The sequence below is a fragment of the Shinella sp. CPCC 101442 genome, assembly GCF_024704725.1.
Classification (GTDB): Bacteria; Pseudomonadota; Alphaproteobacteria; order Rhizobiales; family Rhizobiaceae; genus Shinella.
The window spans coordinates 117,202-136,487 of the sequence record NZ_JALIQS010000006.1; the positions used below are offsets into that span (position 1 = coordinate 117,202).

The window sequence follows — 19,286 nt, forward strand, 5'->3', positions numbered from 1 at the left end:
CACAGGAGAGACCATGAGTGCAGGCGAAAACCCCTATGCATCGTCCTATGGCGGGCAGATGAACGTTTCGGCGAGCTATGGCGGCGCGGCACCGGCGGATGAGCTGATCAAGGACACGTCGACGGCGAACTTTACCCGCGACGTGCTGGAGGCTTCGCGCCAGCAGCCCGTTCTCGTCGACTTCTGGGCGCCCTGGTGCGGCCCCTGCAAGCAGCTCCAGCCGATCATCGAGAAGGTCGTGCGCGAGGGTGCCGGCCGCGTAAAGCTCGTCAAGCTCAATATCGACGACCACCCGTCCATTCCCGGCCAGCTCGGCATCCAGTCTATTCCCGCCGTGATCGCCTTCGTCGGCGGCCGGCCGGTCGATGGCTTCATGGGCGCGGTGCCGGAAAGCCAGATCCGGGAGTTCATCGACAAGATCGCCGGCCCGGCGGGCGCCGACGAGAAGGCCGAGATCGAAGCGCTGCTCACGGAAGCGAAAACCCTGTTCGACGCGGGCGACATCGACGGTGCGGCCAATCTCTACGGCGCGCTGCTGCAGGCCGATCCCGAAAACGCGTCGGCGCTTGCGGGTATTGCCGAATGCATGATCGCCGTCGGTCAGCCGGAAAATGCCCGCCAGGCGCTGACGGGCCTGCCGGAAGAGGTCGCTGCCGACCCCGCTATTGCCGCCGTCCTCAAAAAACTCGACCAGATCGAGGAGGCGCGCAAGCTCGGCGACCCCGCGGCGCTCGAACAGGCCCTGGCGCTCAACCCGGACGACCACGCGGCGCGGCTCAATCTTGCGAAAATCCGCAATGTCGAGGGCGATCGGCAGGCGGCGGCCGAGCATCTGCTCTTCATCATGAAGCGTGACCGCACCTTCGACGATGACGGTGCGCGCCGTGAATTGCTGCAGTTCTTCGACGTCTGGGGACCGAAGGACCCGGCGACGATTTCTGCCCGTCGCAGGTTGTCGTCGATCCTGTTTTCCTGAGGTTTTTTGCCCGCGGGTGCGACGGCATCCCTTGAGAAACGGCGCGCCTACACCACATTCGCAAAAGGCGCGTCGGCAAGGGGCCGGGACGGGGCATCCAGACGCAGCACCGCGCCGCGGAATGGGAAGGCAATGCCATGCATGTGGGAAATGCGCGCTATCTGAAGCCGACGGACCTGCCGGAGACCATCCCCGTCTTTCCGCTGACGGGTGCGCTTCTCCTGCCCGGCGGTCAGCTGCCGCTCAATATCTTCGAGCCGCGCTATCTTTCCATGTTCGACGATGCGCTCGCCTCGCATCGGCTGATCGGCATGGTGCAGCCGGTTTTCGGCGAGCACCGCGCAGACGAGATCGGCCACGACAGCGCGGCCCTGTGCAAGGTCGGCTGCATCGGCCGTATAACCTCGTTTGCGGAGACCGGTGACGGGCGTTATGTCGTTTCGCTCACCGGTGTGTGCCGCTATCGCCTTCTGGAGGAAGCCTCCAGCGCGAAATCCTACCGCAGCTTCCGCATCGCCCCCTTCATCGGCGACCTGACGGTGCAGGACGACGAGACGAGTGTCGATCGGGATGCGCTGCTCGCCGCCTTCAAGGCCTATCTCGACGCCAACAAGCTGGAGGCGGACTGGGAGAGCGTGGAGCGCGCCAGCAACACGACGCTGGTCAATTCGATGGCGATGATGTCGCCCTACGGCCCAGCGGAAAAGCAGGCGCTTTTGGAAGCGCCCGACCTGAAGACGCGTGCCGAAACGCTGATCGCCATTACCGAGATCGTGCTTGCCCGTGCCTATGGCGACGTCGATACGCGGCTGCAGTAGGAGAAGCCGATGGACGAAAGCACCAGCCGGGTCGCCCCGAAACTGCTCGAACTGCTCGTCTGTCCGCTAACCAAGGGCCGGCTGACCTATGACGCCAAGGCCGGCGAGCTGATTTCCGAAAAGGCCAGGCTTGCCTATCCGATCCGCGACGGCATTCCGATCATGCTGATCTCGGAAGCACGCGAGATCAAGGACTAGATCCGCTGCCCCACCAGCATGCGCGGGTGCCCGCCGCCGGTGGTGCCTTCGGCCTGCCGGATGAAGAAGGATTTGAGGCCCGGCAGGCGATCGACGACGCCGAGGCCGATATCGCGCAAGACGCGGATCGGCGTTACGTCGTTGGAGAACAGGCGGTTCAGCACATCCGTCGTGATGCCCATGCGCACCGTGTCGAAGCGGCGCCAGCTCTCGTAGCGCTCCAGGACCGAGACGGCGCCGATATCGAGGCCGAGGCGGTCGGCCTCGACGATGGTTTCGGCAAGGGCCGCCACATCCTTGAAGCCGAGATTGAGGCCCTGGCCGGAAATCGGGTGGATGCCGTGCGCCGCGTCTCCCGCAAGCGCAAAGCGGGGAGCGATGAAGGCGCGGGCAAGCGTCAGGCCGAGCGGGAAGGCGCGGCGACCGCCGATGGCCTTCAGTGCGCCCAGCTTGTGGCCGAAGCGGCGCTCCAGTTCCTCCTCGAAGACGAGGTCGTCGCTCTCGACGAGGCGGCGGGCGTCCTCCGTGCGCTCGGTCCAGACGAGCGACGAGCGGTTTCCGGTCAGCGGCAGCGTGGCGAAGGGGCCGGCGGGCAGGAAGTGTTCTTCGGCCGTGCCGTCATGCGGGCGCTCGTGCTCGACGGTCGTGACGATGCCGGACTGGCCGTAGTCGAAGCGCACGGTCTTGATGCCGGCCATGTCGCGCAGTTTCGAGCGTACGCCGTCGCAGGCGACGAGCAGGCGGGTTTGGCGCACGGAACCATCGGAAAGGGTCACCGTGGTCGCGTGCTGGCCGGTCGCAAAACCGTCGGCGGAGGTGGACCAGTGAATAGGAATGCCGAGCAGTTCGGCCTGACGGAGCAGGCTGCCGGTCATGGCGCGGTTGGGCACCATATGGGCGAAGGGTTGGCCGTCGTCGCCGGAACCGGCGCCTTCAAAGGTCAGGAAGACGGGGCGAACGGGATCGGCAGTGCGCGAATCGGTGATGACCATGCGGCGGATCGGCTCGGCCTCGGCGGCGATCTCGTTCCACACGCCGAGCACGTCGAGCAGGTTGCGGGCAGCCGCGACGATCGCCGAAGCGCGCTCGTCCTTCTGCCAGGCGTGGCCGGGCGCGCCATCGACGACCTCGACGGCCAGGTGCGGTGCGGCCTTCTTGACGGCGACAGCCAGCGACAAGCCGACATAACCGCCGCCGGCGACGAGAACATCGAGCATGGGGGCGTCAGGCTTGGTCGCGTCTGTCATGGTCTATTCCTCGCCGCTTGAGGTCTTCTTTCCCCCTATATAGAGGAGGAGAGACTGCTTTCCTACCTCGGGCCTAGTTTCGGAGCCACGTCCAAATGTCGCGCCATCACCCCAAGAACCCCGCCATGGACCTTCTTCTCGAAACGCTCGATCTCGAGCGGCTGGAGGCGCGTCTCTTCCGCGGCCAGAGCCCGCAGGTCGGCTGGCAGCGGGTGTTCGGCGGGCAGGTGATCGGTCAGGCGCTGGTTGCGGCAACGCGAACGGTGGAGCAAGAGAACCGCTTCGCGCACTCCCTGCACGCCTATTTCGTGCGGCCCGGCGATCCTTCGGTGCCGATCATCTATGACGTGGAAAACATCCGTGACGGCGGGTCCTTCGCCACGCGACGCGTCACCGCCATCCAGCATGGCAAGCCGATCTATTTCATGACCGCCTCCTTTCAGGACGACGAGGACGGTCTGGAGCACCAGGCGCCGATGCCCGATGTGCCGGCGCCGGAAAAGCTGCTTGGCGAGGCGGATCTCAAGGAGCAATTCCTGACGCAGGCGCCGTCGCACATCCGCGCCTATTGGGAGCGCCCCCGGCCGATCGAGCTGCGCCCGGTCTCGCTGACCCATTATTTCTCGGCGGAGAAGCTGGAGCCGAGCCAGGATATCTGGGTGCGCACGACAGGGCCGGTGCCGGCCGAGCGCCATCTGCAAGCCGCCGTGCTCGCCTATCTCTCCGACATGACGCTGCTCGATACCTCGCTCTTCGCACATGGTACCTCGGTGCTCGATCGCTCGTTGCAGGTCGCGAGCCTCGACCACGCCATGTGGTTCCACCGCCCGCCCGTTCTCGATGACTGGCTGCTCTACAGCCAGGACAGCCCCTCGGCGTTTGGCGGCCGCGGCATGACGCGTGGCGCAATTTTCAGCCGTTCCGGTACCCTCCTTGCCTCGGTCGCCCAGGAAGGGTTGATTCGGAAAAAGGCAACTGACTAAACTTTAATCATAATACTATTATCGCCTATTTTTTGATCTTCTGGAGTGGTGATTTTTTGCACCGCACCATCAATGTCATTTTTATCGATTTAAATTCAGCGTCTTAGTCAAGGCGTTCGAATCTGGCACGCCCCTTGAATGTGTAGGTCTCAGTCGTTGCATCTGCAAACGGCGAGGAGAGATGGCCCCGGCTGGGGACAAGCACGAAGGATGGGAATCCAGATGAAAATCGTAATGGCCATTATCAAGCCGTTCAAACTCGATGAGGTGCGCGAAGCCCTCACTGCCGTTGGCATCCAGGGCCTGACCGTGACCGAAGTGAAGGGTTACGGCCGCCAGAAGGGCCACACGGAAATCTACCGCGGCACGGAATATGCCGTCAGCTTCCTGCCCAAACTGAAGATCGAGATCGCCGTGCCGGGCGACGTCGTCGACAAGGCCGTCGAAGCGATCGCGGGTGCGGCCAAGACGGGCCAGATCGGTGACGGCAAGATCTTCGTCTACGCCATCGACCACGCCATGCGCATCCGCACCGGCGAAACCGATTCCGAAGCGCTCTAAGCAAACGGCCTTTCAGGGAGCCTATTCAAGATGTCGTCATTCAACCTTTTTCATACCCTTTCCCGCGTGGCTGCCGCCACGACGGCCGTGTTTGCCCCCGTGGTCGCCTTCGCACAGGAAGCAGCACCCGCGGCCACCGAAGTTGCCGCCGCAGCGCCGGTTCCGGACAAGGCGGACACCGCTTTCATGTACCTCGCCACGATCCTCGTCCTGTTCATGCTCGTTCCGGGACTGGGCCTGTTCTACGGTGGCCTGGTGCGCGCCAAGAACATGCTCTCGGTCCTGATGCAGTGCACGGTCATCGGTGCCGTCATGATGATCGTCTGGGTCGTCTATGGTTATTCCTTCGCCTTCGGCGGTTCGACGAACCCCTATTTCGGCGGCTTCGCCAAGCTTTTCCTGTCCGGCGTGACGCTTGACAGCACGTCCGCCACGTTCAGCGATGGCGTCGTGATCTACGAATATGCCTTCATCGCCTTCCAGATGACCTTCGCGGCCATCACGCCGGCCCTGATCATCGGCGCCTTTGCCGAGCGCATCAAGTTCTCGGCAGCCGTGCTCTTCACGGTGCTCTGGGCGACGTTCGTGTATTTCCCGATCGCGCACATGGTCTGGGACGCCAACGGCCTGATCTTCACCATGGGCGCGCTCGACTTTGCCGGCGGCACCGTCGTGCACATCAATGCCGGTGTTGCGGGTCTCATCGGCGCGATCATGGTCGGCAAGCGGACCGGCTTCGGCAAGGACATGATGGCGCCCCACTCCATGACGCTGACCCTCGTCGGTGCCGCCATGCTGTGGTTCGGCTGGTTCGGCTTCAACGCCGGCTCCAACCTGGAGGCCTCGGGCGGTGCGGTCCTCGCGACCATCAACACCTTCCTCGCCACGGCCGGCGCGATCGTCGCCTGGTCGCTCGTTGAAACCTTCACCCGCGGCAAGGCCTCCATGCTCGGCGCTGCCTCGGGCATGATCGCCGGCCTCGTCGCCGTCACTCCGGCTGCCGGCTCCGTCGGTCCGATGGGCGCCATCGTTCTCGGCCTCATCGCTTCGCCGGTCTGCTACTTCTTCGTCTCGACGGTGAAGAACAAGTTCGGCTACGACGACACCGCCGACGTCTTCGGCGTCCACGGTATCGGCGGCATCATCGGCGCTGTCGGAACCGGCATCCTGACGGCTCCGTCGCTCGGTGGCACCGGTGCGGCCGACTTCTCGATCGCATCGCAGACCACCACCCAGATCATCGCCGTCGCCATCACGATCGTATGGTGCGCCGTGGTCTCGGCGATCCTCTACAAGGTCGTCGACATGATCGTCGGTCTGCGTGTGTCCGTCGAAGCGGAACGCGAAGGTCTCGACCTGTCGTCGCACGGCGAAGCGGCCTATCATTCGTAAAAGGACCGCGGCGGCTTTCGGGCCGCCGCCACGAGCCCGTCGCGGCCATGGGAAAACCATGCCGCCTTTGGCCCGGACTTCGGTCCGGGCCTTTTTCGTTTACGTGCAAGAAACCATGACCGGGGACGGCATGGTTAATGTGCCATTAAGGCTTCCTTCGTAGGGTTTGCAGTCAGGCACATCCGCGAATCGCGCGGAGACCGTGCGTATTTCCATTGCGTGGGCACAGGCTGTAACCATGAGCAGAAGCATTTCGGCAGGGCTGGACAACCGTCACGACCGTTTCGTTCTGTCGGCATTCGTCTGGCGACAGGCGCAGATCCTCTTCGGGCTCTGCATCTTCCTCAGCCTCGCCCTTGCGATTGCGGCGCTCTCCACCTGGAACGTCTCGGATCCCAGCCTGTCCTATGCCTCGAGCGGCACGCCTGCGAACCTGCTCGGCTATCCCGGCGCCGTCTTCGCCGACATCTTCATGCAGTTTTTCGGCCTTGCCAGCGTGATTGCGCTTCTGCCCGTCGTCGCCTGGGCGATCGGGCTGATCAGCGGCCGGCATTTCAACCGCATTCCGCAGCGCGCCGCCGCCTGGCTCGGCGGTGCTGTCCTGGCTTCGGCCGCGCTCGCCTGCGTGCCCGGCCCGGTCACCTGGCCGCTGCCAACAGGGCTTGGCGGCGTCTTCGGCGACATGATCCTGCGGTTTCCGGCGCTCTTCACCGGTGCCTATCCGACGGGCACGCTGGCCAGCATCCTCGGCGGTATCATCGCCATTCCCGCCGCCTGGCTGATGGTCTTCAGCGCCGGCCTGATCGGCACGGTGACGATCGAGGACGAGGAGAACTTCGCTCCCGTCCCGGTCCAGAGCCGCGCCCGCACGGTTGCCGAGGAAGAAGACGACGAAGAGCGCGAGGGACCGCTGACGGTGCTTGCCGGCGCCATGACGCATGCCTGGTATACCGGCCAGGCGCGGATGCGCCGCCTTTTTGGCCTCTCGAACCGGCGCCGGAAGGCGCGGGGTATCGAGCAGCCCTATGATTTCAACGAGGACGAGTTCGGCACGCTGAACGAGCCGGTGCGCGCCCGTGCCGCCACGCGCTCGAGCGAACGTGTCGAGCCGTCCATGGATGGCCGGCGCGCGGTAACCGCCCCGTCGATCAGCCCCGGGGATGACGACGACCTGCCCTTCGAGATGGACGAACGCCTCGCACATCCGAGCGGCATCCTGCCGGACGAGGATTCCGACGATATCGCCGCCGACTGGGCGCCGCGTCGTGCGCCGACCCGCCAGCCGGCTCCGGCCGCCAGCGCCCGCGTCGTGCCCGCCGCCTCCCGGCCGAAACCCGGCCAGCGCAGCGAGCGTGAAGCCCAGACGTCCTTCGTCGGCCCCGACGGCTTCCAGCTGCCGCCGATCCATCTTCTCACCGAGCCGCGAGGCCAGGTGCGCGACACCACGCTTTCGGCCGACGCGCTTGAACAGAATGCCCGCATGCTGGAAGGCGTGCTGGAGGATTTCGGTGTCAAGGGCGAGATCATCCATGTTCGCCCCGGCCCGGTCGTGACGCTCTATGAACTGGAGCCGGCGCCCGGCATCAAGTCGTCGCGCGTCATCGGCCTTGCCGACGATATCGCCCGTTCGATGAGCGCGATCGCCGCGCGCGTCGCCGTGGTGCCCGGCCGCAATGCCATCGGCATCGAACTGCCGAACCAGAGCCGCGAGACAGTCTATCTGCGCGAGCTCATCGCATCCCGTGATTTCGAAACCTCCAAGGCCCGCCTCGCCATGGCGCTCGGCAAGACGATCGGCGGCGAACCGGTCATCTCCGACATCGCCAAGATGCCGCATCTGCTTGTTGCCGGCACCACCGGCTCAGGCAAGTCGGTCGCCATCAACACGATGATCCTCTCGCTGCTCTACCGCCTGAAGCCGGAACAGTGCCGCCTGATCATGATCGATCCGAAAATGCTGGAACTGTCTGTCTATGACGGCATCCCGCATCTGCTTTCCCCCGTCGTCACCGATCCGAAGAAGGCCGTCGTCGCCTTGAAGTGGACGGTGCGCGAGATGGAGGAGCGCTACAAGAAGATGTCGAAGATCGGCGTGCGCAACATCGACGGCTTCAACAGCCGCGTCGAGCAGGCGCTCGCCAAGGGCGAGACGATGACCCGAACCGTCCAGACCGGCTTCGACCGCCAGACCGGCGAAGCGATGTACGAGACGGAAGAGTTCGATCTCCAGCCGATCCCCTACATCGTCGTCATCATCGACGAGATGGCCGACCTGATGATGGTCGCCGGCAAGGATATCGAAGGGGCCGTGCAACGCCTCGCCCAGATGGCGCGTGCCGCCGGCATCCACGTCATCATGGCGACGCAGCGCCCCTCGGTCGATGTCATCACCGGTACGATCAAGGCGAACTTCCCCACCCGCATCTCCTTCCAGGTGACGTCGAAGATCGACAGCCGCACGATCCTTGGCGAACAGGGCGCCGAACAGCTGCTCGGCATGGGCGACATGCTCTACATGGCTGGCGGCGGGCGTATCCAGCGCGTGCACGGGCCGTTCGTATCGGACGGCGAGGTCGAGGCGGTCGTCGCGCATCTGAAGGCGCAGGGCGCGCCGCAATATCTCGACGCCATCACCGAGGACGACGACGAGGATGGCGAGGGCGGCGGCGGTGGTCCGGCCGGAACCGCCAATCTCGATGATTCCGACGATCCCTACGACCAGGCGGTCGCCGTGGTGCTGCGCGATGGCAAGGCCTCCACGTCCTATATCCAGCGCCGCCTCGGCATCGGCTACAACCGCGCCGCCTCGCTGATCGAGCGCATGGAGAAGGAGGGTCTGATCGGCCCTGCCAATCACGCCGGAAAGCGCGAAATCCTCGTGCCGACGGAAGACGAAATTTCGGGACGATGACCGGGAACGGAGTGCCTTCTGCGACGTTTCGACCGGCAAGTCTCGCGTCAGGGCTGAATGCCATTATGGCGCCGCGTTTGGCCCGCATGAAAAACGCATGAAGGAGACCAAGATGACCCGATCCGAAAAAGCCGGAACGCTGACGCGCCGCGGCTTCACCGGCCTCATGGCCCTGACATTTGCTGCCGGCCTTTCGCTGCTGTCGCCCGTCGAGGCCTCGGCCCAGGCAAGTGCTGCCGCCCAGAAGATCGCCGATCATTTCGCCTCGGTGAAGACCATGGCCGGCGAATTCGTGCAGTTCGGCCCGCGCGGCGAGCAGACCGGCGGCAAGTTCTTCATCGATCGCCCCGGCAAGATCCGTTTCAACTACGAAGACCCCTCGCCGATGCGCGTGATCGCCGACGGCCGCTCCGTCGTCATCGGCAACCGCAAGCTCAAGACCTGGGATCTCTATCCGCTCTCCAAGACACCGCTGAACCTGCTGCTCAGCGAGAAGATCGACCTGTCGGCCAAGATGGTGCGCAGCGTCAAGGAAGAGGCCGATCTGACGACGATCGTGCTCGGCGACCGCAACATGTTCGGCGATTCGACCATCACCATGATGTTCGACCCGAAAACCTACGACCTGCGCCAGTGGACGATCACCGACGCCCAGGGCAAGGACACGTCCGTGATGATCTTCAACGTGAAGACCGGCATCCCGCTCGACGCCAAGGTTTTTACGATACCCTATGACGAAGTCCGCCAGCGCGGCGCCAAGTAATAGGCGTTTCCGTTTCGGCACGCATGCGCTAAGACGCCTTGAAACCGGCCCGCTCGACGGGCCGGATGTTTTTGAGGCGGGGCTGGCATGGCACTTTCGATCGCGACCTGGAACATCAATTCCGTGCGGCTGCGCATGCCGCTCGTCGAGCATTTCCTGAAGACCTTTTCGCCCGACATCCTGTGCCTGCAGGAAACCAAGTGCCCGAACGACCAGTTCCCTTCCAAGCCCTTGAAGGCGCTCGGCTACGAGCACATCGTCATCCATGGCCAGAAAGGCTATCACGGCGTCGCCACCATCTCCCGCCTGCCGTTGACCGAGATCGTCGAGCGGCGGGATTATTGCGGCGTCGGCGATGCGCGCCACGTTTCGGTGCTCCTCCATCACCGCGGCAAGTCGATCCGCGTGCACAATTTCTATGTGCCGGCCGGCGGCGACGAGCCGGATCGCATGATCAATGCGAAATTCGGCCACAAGCTCGATTTCATCGAGGAGATGAAGCTGTTGCACGCCGAGGCAGAGGCCGGGATTTCCTCCATCCTCGTCGGCGACCTCAACATCGCCCCGCTGGAGCATGACGTCTGGTCGCACAAGCAGCTGCTGAAGATCGTCAGTCACACGCCGATCGAGACCGAAGGCCTGACCGAGGTCATGACCAGGGGCGCCTGGGTTGACCTGATGCGCCGCAAGGTGCCGGCCGAGGAAAAGCTCTATACGTGGTGGAGCTACCGCTCGGCCGACTGGCAGGCCGCCAACAAGGGCCGCCGCCTAGACCATATCTGGTCCTCGGCCGACCTCGACCCGCATCTCACGAACATTTCCGTCATCCGCGAAGCGCGCGGCTGGGAGCGGCCGTCGGACCACGTGCCGGTTATTGCCGAGTTCGATTTTTAACAGCAATTCCAGCAAAAGCGTGCAGCGGTTTTACGTCTGGAATTTCGGAATAGAATTCAGGCGAAGCGGCGGGCGAGGCCGCGCATCTGCGTGATCATGGCCGTGAGGTTTTCGCGGATGCGGGCATCCACGAGCACGGCGACGTCCGGGTACTCTTCCAGCATGCGCCGGAAGAGCGGGCGGTTGATGCGGATGACCTCGCTGTCTTCCCGTGCCACGGCGGTATATTTGCGCTCGACGGCCGAGATCATCGCAAGCTCCGAAAGCAGCGTGCCGTAGTCCGCCACACCCTCCTCCCGTGTTGCGCCATCGCGCAGCGTCGAGGTGAGCTGGAACGAACCCTGGGCGACGACGAAGCCGCAATCGGCGGACGTGCCCTCGCGAAACAGCGTCTGCCCTTCCACCAGCCGCCGCCGTTCCGCGCCAAAAGCCATCAGCCGCAGCTTGTCGTCGGCGAGGCCCGCGAAGAGCGGCACGCGGGAAAGAAGGGCGATGTCGTCGCTGAGAGCCACGGCGGGTTCTCCCTGAAAGGCAATTCCAGAAAAGCCTGTGACGGCTCTCCGTTCGGAATTGCGTGAAACTCTATGGAACGATCTTGTATCCGCCGTTCTCTGTCACGAGAATCTCGGCATTGGAAGGGTCGCGTTCGATCTTCTGGCGCAGGCGATAGACATGGGTTTCCAGCGTGTGGGTCGTCACACCGGAATTGTAGCCCCAGACTTCCTCCAGCAGCACGTCGCGCGTCACGACCTTCTGGTCGGCGCGATAGAGATAGCGAATGATCGCCGCTTCCTTTTCCGTGAGGCGGATCTTCTGGCCGTTTTCAAGGGTCAGCAGTTTCTGGCCAGGCTTGAACGTATAGGGGCCGACGGTGAAGGTGGCGTCCTCGCTGCTCTCGTGCTGGCGCAGCTGCGCGCGGATACGGGCAAGCAGCACGGCGAAGCGGAAGGGCTTCGTCACGTAGTCGTTGGCGCCGGCTTCCAGGCCGAGAATCGTGTCCGAATCGGTGTCATGCCCGGTCAGCATGATGATCGGTGCCTTGAAGCCGCCCTTGCGCAGCAGTTTCACCGCCTCGCGCCCGTCCATGTCCGGCAGGCCGACATCCATGATCAGAAGGTCGATCTGGTTGGCGCGCGCCGCCTGGATGCCCTTGCCGGCGGTCGTTTCCTCGAGCGTGGTGAATTCCTCGTAGAGCGAAAGCTGCTCGACGAGCGTCTCGCGAAGGTCGTTGTCGTCATCGACAAGAAGGATCGTGCGGGATGTCATGCTTTACCTCTCGGCATTTCCCAGGAAAGTAAGGGAGTTAGGGCCAAAATTCAAATAGAAGGGTTGGCCGGCTGACCTCTTTGTGGCTTAGCCAGTCGAATTGACGCGTGGCGCGAATATGGCAGGGACGGATGAGCCGGATCACATCTCCTAAACAATGCGTGAACACCATCCTCGTGCGCCCGGCGCCGGGGCGGAAAACCCGCGCCATCGTGCAGGTCGGGCCTTTGCGTATCCCCGCCGCCATCGGCCGAACGGGGCGCACGAGCAACAAGCGCGAGGGCGATGGCGCGACGCCGATCGCCGCCATGAAAATCCTCTCGGGTTTTCTGCGCGGCGACAGGCTTTCCCAGCCGAGGACCGCACTGCCGCTCCAGCGCACCCGTCCGGCAATGCTGTGGTGCGACGCTTCCGGCCATCCAAGCTACAACCGCCTCGTCCGCGCCCCCTTCAAGCCGAGCCACGAGGAGATGCAGCGCAAGGATGAACTCTATGACATCTGCCTTGTGCTCGACTGGAACGTGAGCGCGCGCCGCCGCAATGCCGGCTCGGCCATCTTCTTCCACCTCATCCGTCCCGGCTACGAGCCGACGGCGGGCTGTGTCGCCGTCTCCCGGCAGGACATGCTGCGCATCCTGCCGCATCTGCGTCGCGGTACGGTCGTGCGCGTCCTCTAAGCTTTTCTCTCGCTGCGCCGCTGAAATGGCGCGCGCGTGGACCTATATGCAGCCTCGCCTTCCAAAAACCCGCCCGGGTTCATCCCTTTTCATGGAGACATTCTCATGAGCGATCAGCCGACAATTCTCTTTCACGACGGCAACAGCATTCCGCAGGTCGGCCTCGGCGTCTGGCAGACCCCCAACGACACGGCCGTAACGGCCGTCAAGGCGGCCCTTGGCGCCGGCTACCGCCATATCGATACCGCTGCGATCTACGAGAATGAAGAGGGTGTCGGCGAGGGTATTCACACTTCCGGCGTTGCCCGTTCAGAGATCTTCCTGACGACGAAGCTGTGGAATTCAGAGCAAGGCTACGACACGACGCTGAAGGCCTTCGATGCCAGCCTCAAGCGCCTCGGTACCGACTATGTCGACCTCTATCTTATCCATTGGCCGGCGCCGAACCGCGATCAGTATGTCGAGACCTGGAAGGCCTTCATCCAACTGCAGAAGGAAGGCCGCGCCCGCTCCATCGGCGTGTCAAACTTCTATCCCGAGCACCTGCAGCGGCTGATCGACGAAACCGGCATCACGCCTGTGATCAACCAGATCGAACTGCATCCGGATTTTCCGCAGACGGAAGCCCGTGCCTATCACGACAAGCACCGCATCGTCACCCAGTCGTGGAGCCCGCTCGGTCAGGGCACGCTGCTTGAAAACCCCATCGTCGCCAGGGTTGCCGCCAAGCATGGCCGCACGCCCGCGCAGGTCATCACCCGCTGGCACATCGACAACGGTCTCGTCGTGATCCCGAAGTCGGTAACGCCGTCGCGTATCGCGGAGAATTTCCAGGTCTTCGATTTCAAGCTCGACGCCGAGGACATGGCGACCTTCGCCACTCTTGAAAAGGACGGCAAGCGCATCGGTCCCGATCCGAAGACGGCGACGTTCTGATCCGGCGGAGGAGGGGCCTTAAAAAGCCCCTCAGTCGTCCTCGCCGTGGCCGACGATCATCATGGCTTCGAAGGCCATGCGTTCGACCTTGCGCATGCGCTCGGATTCCGACTTCAGCTGGCCGCAGGCAGCCAGGATGTCGCGGCCGCGCGGGGTGCGGATCGGCGAGGCATAGCCGGCCTGGTTGATGAAATCGGCGAAACGCTCGATCTGCTCCCAGTCGGAACACTGGTAGTTCGTGCCCGGCCAGGGGTTGAACGGGATGAGGTTGATCTTGGCCGGAATGCCCTTCAGCAGCTGGGTGAGCAGCTTGGCATCCTCCAGACTATCGTTGACGTCCTTCAGCATCACATATTCGAAGGTGATGCGGCGCGCATTCGACAGGCTCGGATAGGCCCGGCAGGCTTCGAGCAGTTCCTTCAGCGGATACTTCTTGTTGATCGGCACCAGCATGTCGCGCAGCTCGTCGCGCACGGCATGCAGCGAGATCGCCAGCATCACGCCGATCTCCGACCCCGTGCGATAGATTTCCGGCACGATACCCGAGGTGGACAACGTCACGCGGCGCTTGGAAAGCGACAGGCCGTCGCCGTCTGTGGCGATCAGCAGCGCCGTTTTCACGCTCTCGAAATTGTAGAGCGGCTCGCCCATGCCCATCATGACGATGTTGGAGACCTTGCGGCCTTCGGCGGGCGCAATCATGCCCGCCGGGGTGTCGCGGTCCGGGAAATCGCCGAGCCGGTCGCGGGCAAGCAGCAGCTGCGAGAGGATTTCCTCCGCCGTCAGGTTGCGCACCAGCTTCTGGGTGCCGGTATGACAGAAGGAGCAGGTCAGCGTGCAACCGACCTGGCTGGAAATGCACAGCGTGCCGCGACCTTCTTCCGGGATATAGACGGTCTCGATCTCGACCGGACGGCCGGCGCCGCGCGCGGGAAAGCGCAGGAGCCACTTGCGCGTGCCGTCATTGGAAATCTGCTCGTCGACGATCTCCGGGCGGGCGATGGTGAAATGCTTCTTCAGCATCTCGCGCATGTCCTTGGAGACATTCGTCATGTCGTCGAAATCGGAGACGCCGCGCACATAGAGCCAGTGCCAGAGCTGGCTGACGCGCATCTTCACCTGACGCTCCGCCACACCCTTTTCGACCAGCGCGCGGCCCATGTCCTCGCGCGAAAGGCCAATCAGGGTCGGCTTTTCCGCCGCCGGAACGGTGCGGACGGCAGGTGCCTTGGCCGGGTCGGCCGTGTTGAGAAAATCCATGCTTGCCATCGGGTCATTCCTCAAGAACAGCCGGCGTCGGCGCAGGCTTTTGCGCCACAGCGGTCCATGCTCGACTGAAGTTCGTTGCGGGCCAGGAAACGCCGACAATGCGGCTTACGGCCCAGTTGCCGGCCCTTTAGCATCATTCCCGCCGAAAGTCACCTGCCTCACGCAGACCTCGCGAAGACACGTTCTGAGCCAGCGATGCGCCGGATCGGCATCCATGCGCGGATGCCAGAGCATCGATATGGTGAACTCCGGCAGATCAAACGGCAGGGAAAACCGCGTCACCCCATCGTGAAGCGACATCGTCGACCGGTCCGAGACCTGTGCGATCAGGTCCGAATTCCGCGCGAGTGCCACGGCCTCGGTAAAACTCGGCACCGTCACGACGATGTTGCGCGTCAGTCCTCTCTGCGCCAATGCCTCGTCGATCGGGCCGCGTTCACGCCTGCCGCGCGAGACGAGGATGTGATCCCCCTCCGCGTAGCGCTCCGGTGTCACCGGCTCGGTCAGGAGCGGATGCCCGGTGCGAACGATACCGACGAAACGATCGCGAAAGAGCGCCTGTGCTCGCACTTCCGGTCCCGTCGTATCGCCGATCACGCCGGTTTCCAGGTCCACGACCCCGTCGCGCAGCGGCGTGCTCTCCTTGTCGGGCTTCGGCACGAAGCGCAGTTTCACCCCCGGCGCCTCAAGCGCCACGCGGGCCAGCAACGCCGGACCGAACGTATCGACGAAACCTTCCCGGTTGCGTAGGGTGAAGGTCCGCACGAGGCTCTTGAGGTCGAGGAGAGCGGCCGGCCGCAGCAAAGCCTCCGCTTCCCGCACGATCCTCCCGACATCCAGCCGAAGCTCCATGGCGCGCGGTGTCGGCACCAGTCCGCGGCCTGCCCGCACGAGCAGCGGGTCGCCGGTCGCCTCGCGCAGACGCGCGAGGGCTCGGCTCATCGCCGACGGGCTGAGCCGCAGTCGCCGCGCCGCACGCGCGACGCTGCCTTCTGCCAGAAGCACATCGAGCGTGACGAGAAGATTGAGGTCTGGTCCGGACATGACGCGATCCTAACACGTCGTCTGGGAAACGGCATGGCGTCAAACGCACGAATATAGTGCAAACGATACGTATTCCGCCATGTCATGCGGCGGCCTATCTGCTCTGGAGAGATTTCAAAAGGAGCAGAGCCATGGAGAATGCAGAGGCAATAACAGCGGCACGACACAGGGCCGGAGCGCTTGCGGGCCTCTCGCTCGCGATCCTGCTGTCTTCGCTCGGGACCAGCATCGCCAATGTCGCCCTGCCGACGCTGGCGACCACTTTTGCCGCACCCTTTCCGCACGTTCAGTGGGTCGTGCTCGCCTACTTGCTCGCCAGCACCGTGCTGATCGCCAGCATCGGACGTCTTGGCGACATTTTTGGCCGGCGCCGGCTGCTGCTGGCGGGTCTTGCGGTGTATTCCGCCGCCTCGCTTCTCGCGGGCCTGTCCGCGTCGCTGCCGCTCCTCATTGCCATCAGGGCTATCCAGGGGGCGGGGGCTGCGGCGATGATGGCACTCGCCATGGCCTTCGTCAGCGAAACCGTGCCGAAGGAGCGGATCGGCAGCACCATGGGCCTGCTCGGCACCATGTCGGCCGTCGGAACCGCACTCGGCCCCTCGCTCGGCGGCCTGCTCATTTCGGGCTTCGGCTGGCGGTCGATCTTCCTCGTCGCCGTGCCTTTCGGCCTCGTCGCCTTCGCTCTCGTGCATCATTTCCTGCCAGCCGACCGCAAGATCGCCACAGCCGGCCGTTTCGATCTCGCCGGTGCCGGACTGTTGTCGGCAACGCTTGCGGCCTATGCACTGGCCATGACGGCGGGTGAAGGACGGCTCGGGCCGCTGAATGCAGCGCTCGTCGCCACCACCGCCGTCGGTGCCGTGCTCTTCGTCCTCAGGCAAAGGAAAGCCGCCTTTCCGCTGATCCGGCCGGCCGCCTTCCGCCGCCGCGGCTTTCCCGCGAGCCTTGCGGCCAACATCCTCGTCGCGACCGTCATCATGGTGACGCTGGTCGTTGGCCCCTTCTACCTATCGCGAACGCTCGGCCTCGGCCCCGCCCAGGTCGGCCTCGTTCTGGCGATCGGCCCGGCGGTGTCCGTGCTGACCGGCGTGCTTGCCGGGCGCCTTGTCGATCGTTTCAGTGCACCCCCCATGGTCGCCGCCGGACTTGTCGCGATGGCGGCCGGCACTGCCGGCCTGCCTTTGCTCTCCGCCCTGTTCGGTCTTCCCGGCTACATCGTTGCGATCGTCGTGCTGACGCCCGGCTACCAGCTGTTCCAGGCCGCCAACAATGCGGCCGTCATGACCGGCATTGCGGCGGATGAACGCGGCGTCACGTCGGGCTTGCTCAATCTGTCGCGCAATCTCGGCCTCATTACGGGCGCTTCGCTGATGGGCACGATCTTCACCCTCGCTGCCGGCACGAAGGATCTCGCCGGTGCGGACCCCGCCGCCGTCGCCACCGGCATGCAGGTGACATTCGCCGTGGCAGCGGGCCTGATCCTCGCGGCGCTGGTTCTTTCCGTCCCCGCTTCACGGCGTGCCCGTGCTTGAACGGCGCAACGAAAAAGGCCGGGAGGAGCTCCCGGCCTTTTTGCTACGACGGCGACGAAGCCGTGATCAGTTCCATTCGCGGATATCGACGAAGTGGCCGGCGATGGCGGCGGCCGCTGCCATGGCGGGCGACACGAGATGCGTGCGGCCCTTGAAGCCCTGGCGGCCCTCGAAATTGCGGTTCGAGGTGGAGGCGCAGCGCTCGCCCGGTTTCAGGCGGTCGTCGTTCATGGCAAGGCACATGGAGCAGCCCGGCTCACGCCAGTCGAAGCCGGCTTCCTTGAAGATCTTGTCGAGACCTTCTCGCTCCGCCTGCTCCTTTACCAGGCCGGAGCCCGGAACGATCATGGCGCTGACGGTCGAGGCGACCTGCTTGCCTTCGACGACGGCGGCAACGGCCCTGAGGTCCTCGATGCGGCCGTTGGTGCACGAGCCGATGAAGACGCGGTCGATGGCGATGTCGGTGATCTTGGTGTCCGGCTTCAGGCCCATATAGTCGAGCGCGCGCCACTTGGAGGTGCGCTTCGTTTCATCCTCGATCTCGTCGGGATTCGGCACGACGCCTTCGATGGAGACGACGTCTTCCGGCGACGAGCCCCAGGAAACGATCGGCGGCAGGTTGGCGGCATCGAGCACGACCACGCGGTCGAAATGCGCGCCTTCTTCCGTGTAGAGCGTCTTCCAGTAGTCGATCGCCATGTCGAGCGCCTGGCCCTTCGGCGCGCGCGGCTTGCCCTTGATATATTCGAAGGTCTTTTCATCGGGGGCGATGAGGCCGGCGCGCGCGCCGCCTTCGATCGTCATGTTGCAGATCGTCATGCGGCCTTCCATCGACAGCGCGCGGATCGCTTCGCCGGCGAATTCGATGACGTGGCCGGTGCCGCCGGCGGTGCCGATCTCGCCGATGATGGCGAGGATGATGTCCTTGGCGGTAACGCCCGGCGGCAGTTGGCCGTCGACGCGCACCAGCATGTTCTTGGCCTTCTTCTGGATCAGCGTCTGGGTGGCCAGAACGTGTTCCACCTCGGACGTGCCGATGCCGTGGGCGAGCGCGCCGAAAGCGCCGTGCGTCGAGGTGTGACTGTCACCGCAGACAATGGTCATGCCCGGCAAGGTAAAACCCTGCTCCGGCCCGACGATGTGCACGATGCCCTGGCGCACGTCCTTTTCCGAGTAATATTCGACGCCGAATTCCGCGGCATTGGTGGCGAGCGCCTCGACCTGGATGCGGCTCTCCTCGTTCTTGATGCCCTCATGGCGATCCGGCGAGGTGGGAACGTTGTGATCGACGACGGCGAGCGTCTTTTCCGGCGCGCGGACCTTGCGGCCGGCCATGCGCAGGCCTTCGAAGGCCTGTGGCGACGTCACTTCGTGAACGAGGTGACGGTCGATGTAGAGAAGACAGGTGCCGTCTTCCTGGCGGGAGACGATGTGGTCGTCGAAGATCTTGTCATAGAGGGTACGGGGTGCGCTCATGGCTTTTCATCCGTCTGGCATGTTTGGGATAGTGGAAATCGACAGCGCGAGGCTGCAGGACCGTAAACGATCAGGATAGGCGGCCGGTGAGCGTCCCGAAGACGCGCGCAAAGAAGCGTGCCGGCAGGCGTTTGTGATCCTGCAGCACGACGACGTGCGTTTCCGTGCATCCGAACTTGGATTCCATACGCTCGCATATAACGATTTTTCGAGGCTTCGGCAAGTTGGTGCCGCGTCCCTGTCATGTCCGCTTCTTCCGAAAATTTCCGGCGCGCCTCCTTGCCGGGATCGCGAATTTTTGACACTCGATAGACGTATCCGGCGGGAAGCCGGCTTTAGGGGA

The 19,286-nt window shown here is 64.1% G+C and carries 18 protein-coding genes; 12 read left to right on the forward strand and 6 right to left on the reverse strand.

All coding sequences use genetic code 11. The features are described from left to right. Positions 1-13 precede the first annotated feature (13 nt). The 3 genes from trxA to MUO32_RS21325 all read left to right on the forward strand — a co-directional run bounded on the left by trxA (position 14) and on the right by MUO32_RS21325 (position 1,992). Positions 14-976, forward strand: a complete 963-nt coding sequence (gene trxA / locus MUO32_RS21315; RefSeq protein WP_257950400.1) for a thioredoxin — start codon at positions 14-16, stop codon at positions 974-976. Between the two features lie 137 nt (positions 977-1,113). Beyond that, a complete protein-coding gene (locus MUO32_RS21320) occupies positions 1,114-1,794 on the forward strand; it encodes an LON peptidase substrate-binding domain-containing protein (protein WP_257950401.1) in 681 nt (226 codons plus the stop codon). A 9-nt stretch (positions 1,795-1,803) separates the two neighbouring features. Next, positions 1,804-1,992: a Trm112 family protein gene (locus MUO32_RS21325; RefSeq protein WP_257950402.1), complete on the forward strand. Its 189-nt coding sequence runs from the start codon at positions 1,804-1,806 to the stop codon at positions 1,990-1,992. Here the strand turns inward: MUO32_RS21325 and MUO32_RS21330 are convergent. Continuing rightward, the gene (locus MUO32_RS21330; protein WP_257950586.1) at positions 1,989-3,209 is read right to left on the reverse strand and encodes a ubiquinone biosynthesis hydroxylase; all 1,221 of its coding nucleotides are present in this window, start codon (positions 3,207-3,209) and stop codon (positions 1,989-1,991) included. The two genes, MUO32_RS21325 and MUO32_RS21330, sit on opposite strands and share 4 nt — an antisense overlap. A 125-nt stretch (positions 3,210-3,334) precedes the next feature. Between MUO32_RS21330 and tesB the strand changes: the two genes are divergently transcribed. The 6 genes from tesB (at position 3,335) to MUO32_RS21360 (ending at position 10,743) form a co-directional block, all read left to right on the forward strand. Beyond that, a complete protein-coding gene (tesB, locus tag MUO32_RS21335; RefSeq protein WP_257950403.1) occupies positions 3,335-4,222 on the forward strand; it encodes an acyl-CoA thioesterase II in 888 nt (295 codons plus the stop codon). Between the two features lie 210 nt (positions 4,223-4,432). Beyond that, positions 4,433-4,783 carry a P-II family nitrogen regulator gene (locus tag MUO32_RS21340; protein ID WP_280519100.1) on the forward strand — a complete coding sequence of 117 codons (351 nt, stop codon included), beginning with the start codon at positions 4,433-4,435 and terminating at the stop codon, positions 4,781-4,783. Positions 4,784-4,813: 30 nt separating this feature from the next. Further along, positions 4,814-6,175 carry an ammonium transporter gene (locus tag MUO32_RS21345; protein ID WP_257950404.1) on the forward strand — a complete coding sequence of 454 codons (1,362 nt, stop codon included), beginning with the start codon at positions 4,814-4,816 and terminating at the stop codon, positions 6,173-6,175. A gap of 238 nt (positions 6,176-6,413) precedes the next feature. Further along, entirely contained in the window at positions 6,414-9,086 is a 2,673-nt protein-coding gene (locus MUO32_RS21350; protein WP_257950405.1) for a DNA translocase FtsK, read from the forward strand. Between the two features lie 97 nt (positions 9,087-9,183). Continuing rightward, the gene (locus MUO32_RS21355) at positions 9,184-9,849 is read left to right on the forward strand and encodes an outer membrane lipoprotein carrier protein LolA (protein ID WP_257950406.1); all 666 of its coding nucleotides are present in this window, start codon (positions 9,184-9,186) and stop codon (positions 9,847-9,849) included. 87 nt (positions 9,850-9,936) lie between these two features. Further along, on the forward strand, positions 9,937-10,743 hold the full coding sequence (locus tag MUO32_RS21360; protein ID WP_257950407.1) for an exodeoxyribonuclease III: 807 nt from the start codon (positions 9,937-9,939) through the stop codon (positions 10,741-10,743). A 56-nt stretch (positions 10,744-10,799) separates the two neighbouring features. Here MUO32_RS21360 and MUO32_RS21365 read toward each other — a convergent pair whose 3' ends face one another. Both MUO32_RS21365 and MUO32_RS21370 read right to left on the reverse strand, forming a co-directional pair. Beyond that, entirely contained in the window at positions 10,800-11,255 is a 456-nt protein-coding gene (locus tag MUO32_RS21365; RefSeq protein ID WP_257950408.1) for a cyclic nucleotide-binding domain-containing protein, read from the reverse strand. A 70-nt stretch (positions 11,256-11,325) separates the two neighbouring features. Beyond that, complete coding sequence (locus MUO32_RS21370) at positions 11,326-12,009, reverse strand: response regulator transcription factor (protein WP_257950409.1); 684 nt, start codon at positions 12,007-12,009, stop codon at positions 11,326-11,328. A 131-nt stretch (positions 12,010-12,140) separates the two neighbouring features. Between MUO32_RS21370 and MUO32_RS21375 the strand changes: the two genes are divergently transcribed. Both MUO32_RS21375 and MUO32_RS21380 read left to right on the forward strand, forming a co-directional pair. Continuing rightward, positions 12,141-12,686 carry a L,D-transpeptidase gene (locus tag MUO32_RS21375; protein WP_257950410.1) on the forward strand — a complete coding sequence of 182 codons (546 nt, stop codon included), beginning with the start codon at positions 12,141-12,143 and terminating at the stop codon, positions 12,684-12,686. 105 nt (positions 12,687-12,791) lie between these two features. Next, positions 12,792-13,622 carry an aldo/keto reductase gene (locus MUO32_RS21380; RefSeq protein WP_257950411.1) on the forward strand — a complete coding sequence of 277 codons (831 nt, stop codon included), beginning with the start codon at positions 12,792-12,794 and terminating at the stop codon, positions 13,620-13,622. A gap of 30 nt (positions 13,623-13,652) precedes the next feature. On the opposite strand, the gene rlmN is transcribed toward MUO32_RS21380, so the two are convergent. Both rlmN and MUO32_RS21390 read right to left on the reverse strand, forming a co-directional pair. Then, the gene (gene rlmN / locus MUO32_RS21385) at positions 13,653-14,882 is read right to left on the reverse strand and encodes a 23S rRNA (adenine(2503)-C(2))-methyltransferase RlmN (protein ID WP_374708706.1); all 1,230 of its coding nucleotides are present in this window, start codon (positions 14,880-14,882) and stop codon (positions 13,653-13,655) included. Between the two features lie 114 nt (positions 14,883-14,996). Next, complete coding sequence (locus tag MUO32_RS21390; protein WP_257950413.1) at positions 14,997-15,935, reverse strand: LysR family transcriptional regulator; 939 nt, start codon at positions 15,933-15,935, stop codon at positions 14,997-14,999. 131 nt (positions 15,936-16,066) lie between these two features. Between MUO32_RS21390 and MUO32_RS21395 the strand changes: the two genes are divergently transcribed. Further along, the gene (locus MUO32_RS21395; protein ID WP_257950414.1) at positions 16,067-17,467 is read left to right on the forward strand and encodes an MFS transporter; all 1,401 of its coding nucleotides are present in this window, start codon (positions 16,067-16,069) and stop codon (positions 17,465-17,467) included. 66 nt (positions 17,468-17,533) lie between these two features. Here the strand turns inward: MUO32_RS21395 and leuC are convergent, their stop codons facing one another. Beyond that, positions 17,534-18,943, reverse strand: a complete 1,410-nt coding sequence (gene leuC, locus MUO32_RS21400) for a 3-isopropylmalate dehydratase large subunit (RefSeq protein ID WP_257950415.1) — start codon at positions 18,941-18,943, stop codon at positions 17,534-17,536. Positions 18,944-19,286: the final 343 nt, after the last annotated feature.

Coding starts and splice junctions, on each gene's coding strand:
- MUO32_RS21320 (WP_257950401.1), top strand. CDS start 1,114: ATGCATGTGGGAAATGCGCGCTATCTGAAGCCGACGGACCTGCCGGAG.
- MUO32_RS21355 (WP_257950406.1), top strand. CDS start 9,184: ATGAAGGAGACCAAGATGACCCGATCCGAAAAAGCCGGAACGCTGACG.
- MUO32_RS21325 (WP_257950402.1), top strand. CDS start 1,804: ATGGACGAAAGCACCAGCCGGGTCGCCCCGAAACTGCTCGAACTGCTC.
- MUO32_RS21340 (WP_280519100.1), top strand. CDS start 4,433: ATGGGAATCCAGATGAAAATCGTAATGGCCATTATCAAGCCGTTCAAA.
- MUO32_RS21330 (WP_257950586.1), bottom strand. CDS start 3,209: ATGCTCGATGTTCTCGTCGCCGGCGGCGGTTATGTCGGCTTGTCGCTG.
- MUO32_RS21395 (WP_257950414.1), top strand. CDS start 16,067: ATGGAGAATGCAGAGGCAATAACAGCGGCACGACACAGGGCCGGAGCG.
- leuC (WP_257950415.1), bottom strand. CDS start 18,943: ATGAGCGCACCCCGTACCCTCTATGACAAGATCTTCGACGACCACATC.
- trxA (WP_257950400.1), top strand. CDS start 14: ATGAGTGCAGGCGAAAACCCCTATGCATCGTCCTATGGCGGGCAGATG.
- tesB (WP_257950403.1), top strand. CDS start 3,335: ATGTCGCGCCATCACCCCAAGAACCCCGCCATGGACCTTCTTCTCGAA.
- MUO32_RS21390 (WP_257950413.1), bottom strand. CDS start 15,935: ATGTCCGGACCAGACCTCAATCTTCTCGTCACGCTCGATGTGCTTCTG.
- MUO32_RS21380 (WP_257950411.1), top strand. CDS start 12,792: ATGAGCGATCAGCCGACAATTCTCTTTCACGACGGCAACAGCATTCCG.
- MUO32_RS21360 (WP_257950407.1), top strand. CDS start 9,937: ATGGCACTTTCGATCGCGACCTGGAACATCAATTCCGTGCGGCTGCGC.
- rlmN (WP_374708706.1), bottom strand. CDS start 14,882: ATGGATTTTCTCAACACGGCCGACCCGGCCAAGGCACCTGCCGTCCGC.
- MUO32_RS21375 (WP_257950410.1), top strand. CDS start 12,141: ATGAGCCGGATCACATCTCCTAAACAATGCGTGAACACCATCCTCGTG.
- MUO32_RS21350 (WP_257950405.1), top strand. CDS start 6,414: ATGAGCAGAAGCATTTCGGCAGGGCTGGACAACCGTCACGACCGTTTC.
- MUO32_RS21345 (WP_257950404.1), top strand. CDS start 4,814: ATGTCGTCATTCAACCTTTTTCATACCCTTTCCCGCGTGGCTGCCGCC.
- MUO32_RS21370 (WP_257950409.1), bottom strand. CDS start 12,009: ATGACATCCCGCACGATCCTTCTTGTCGATGACGACAACGACCTTCGC.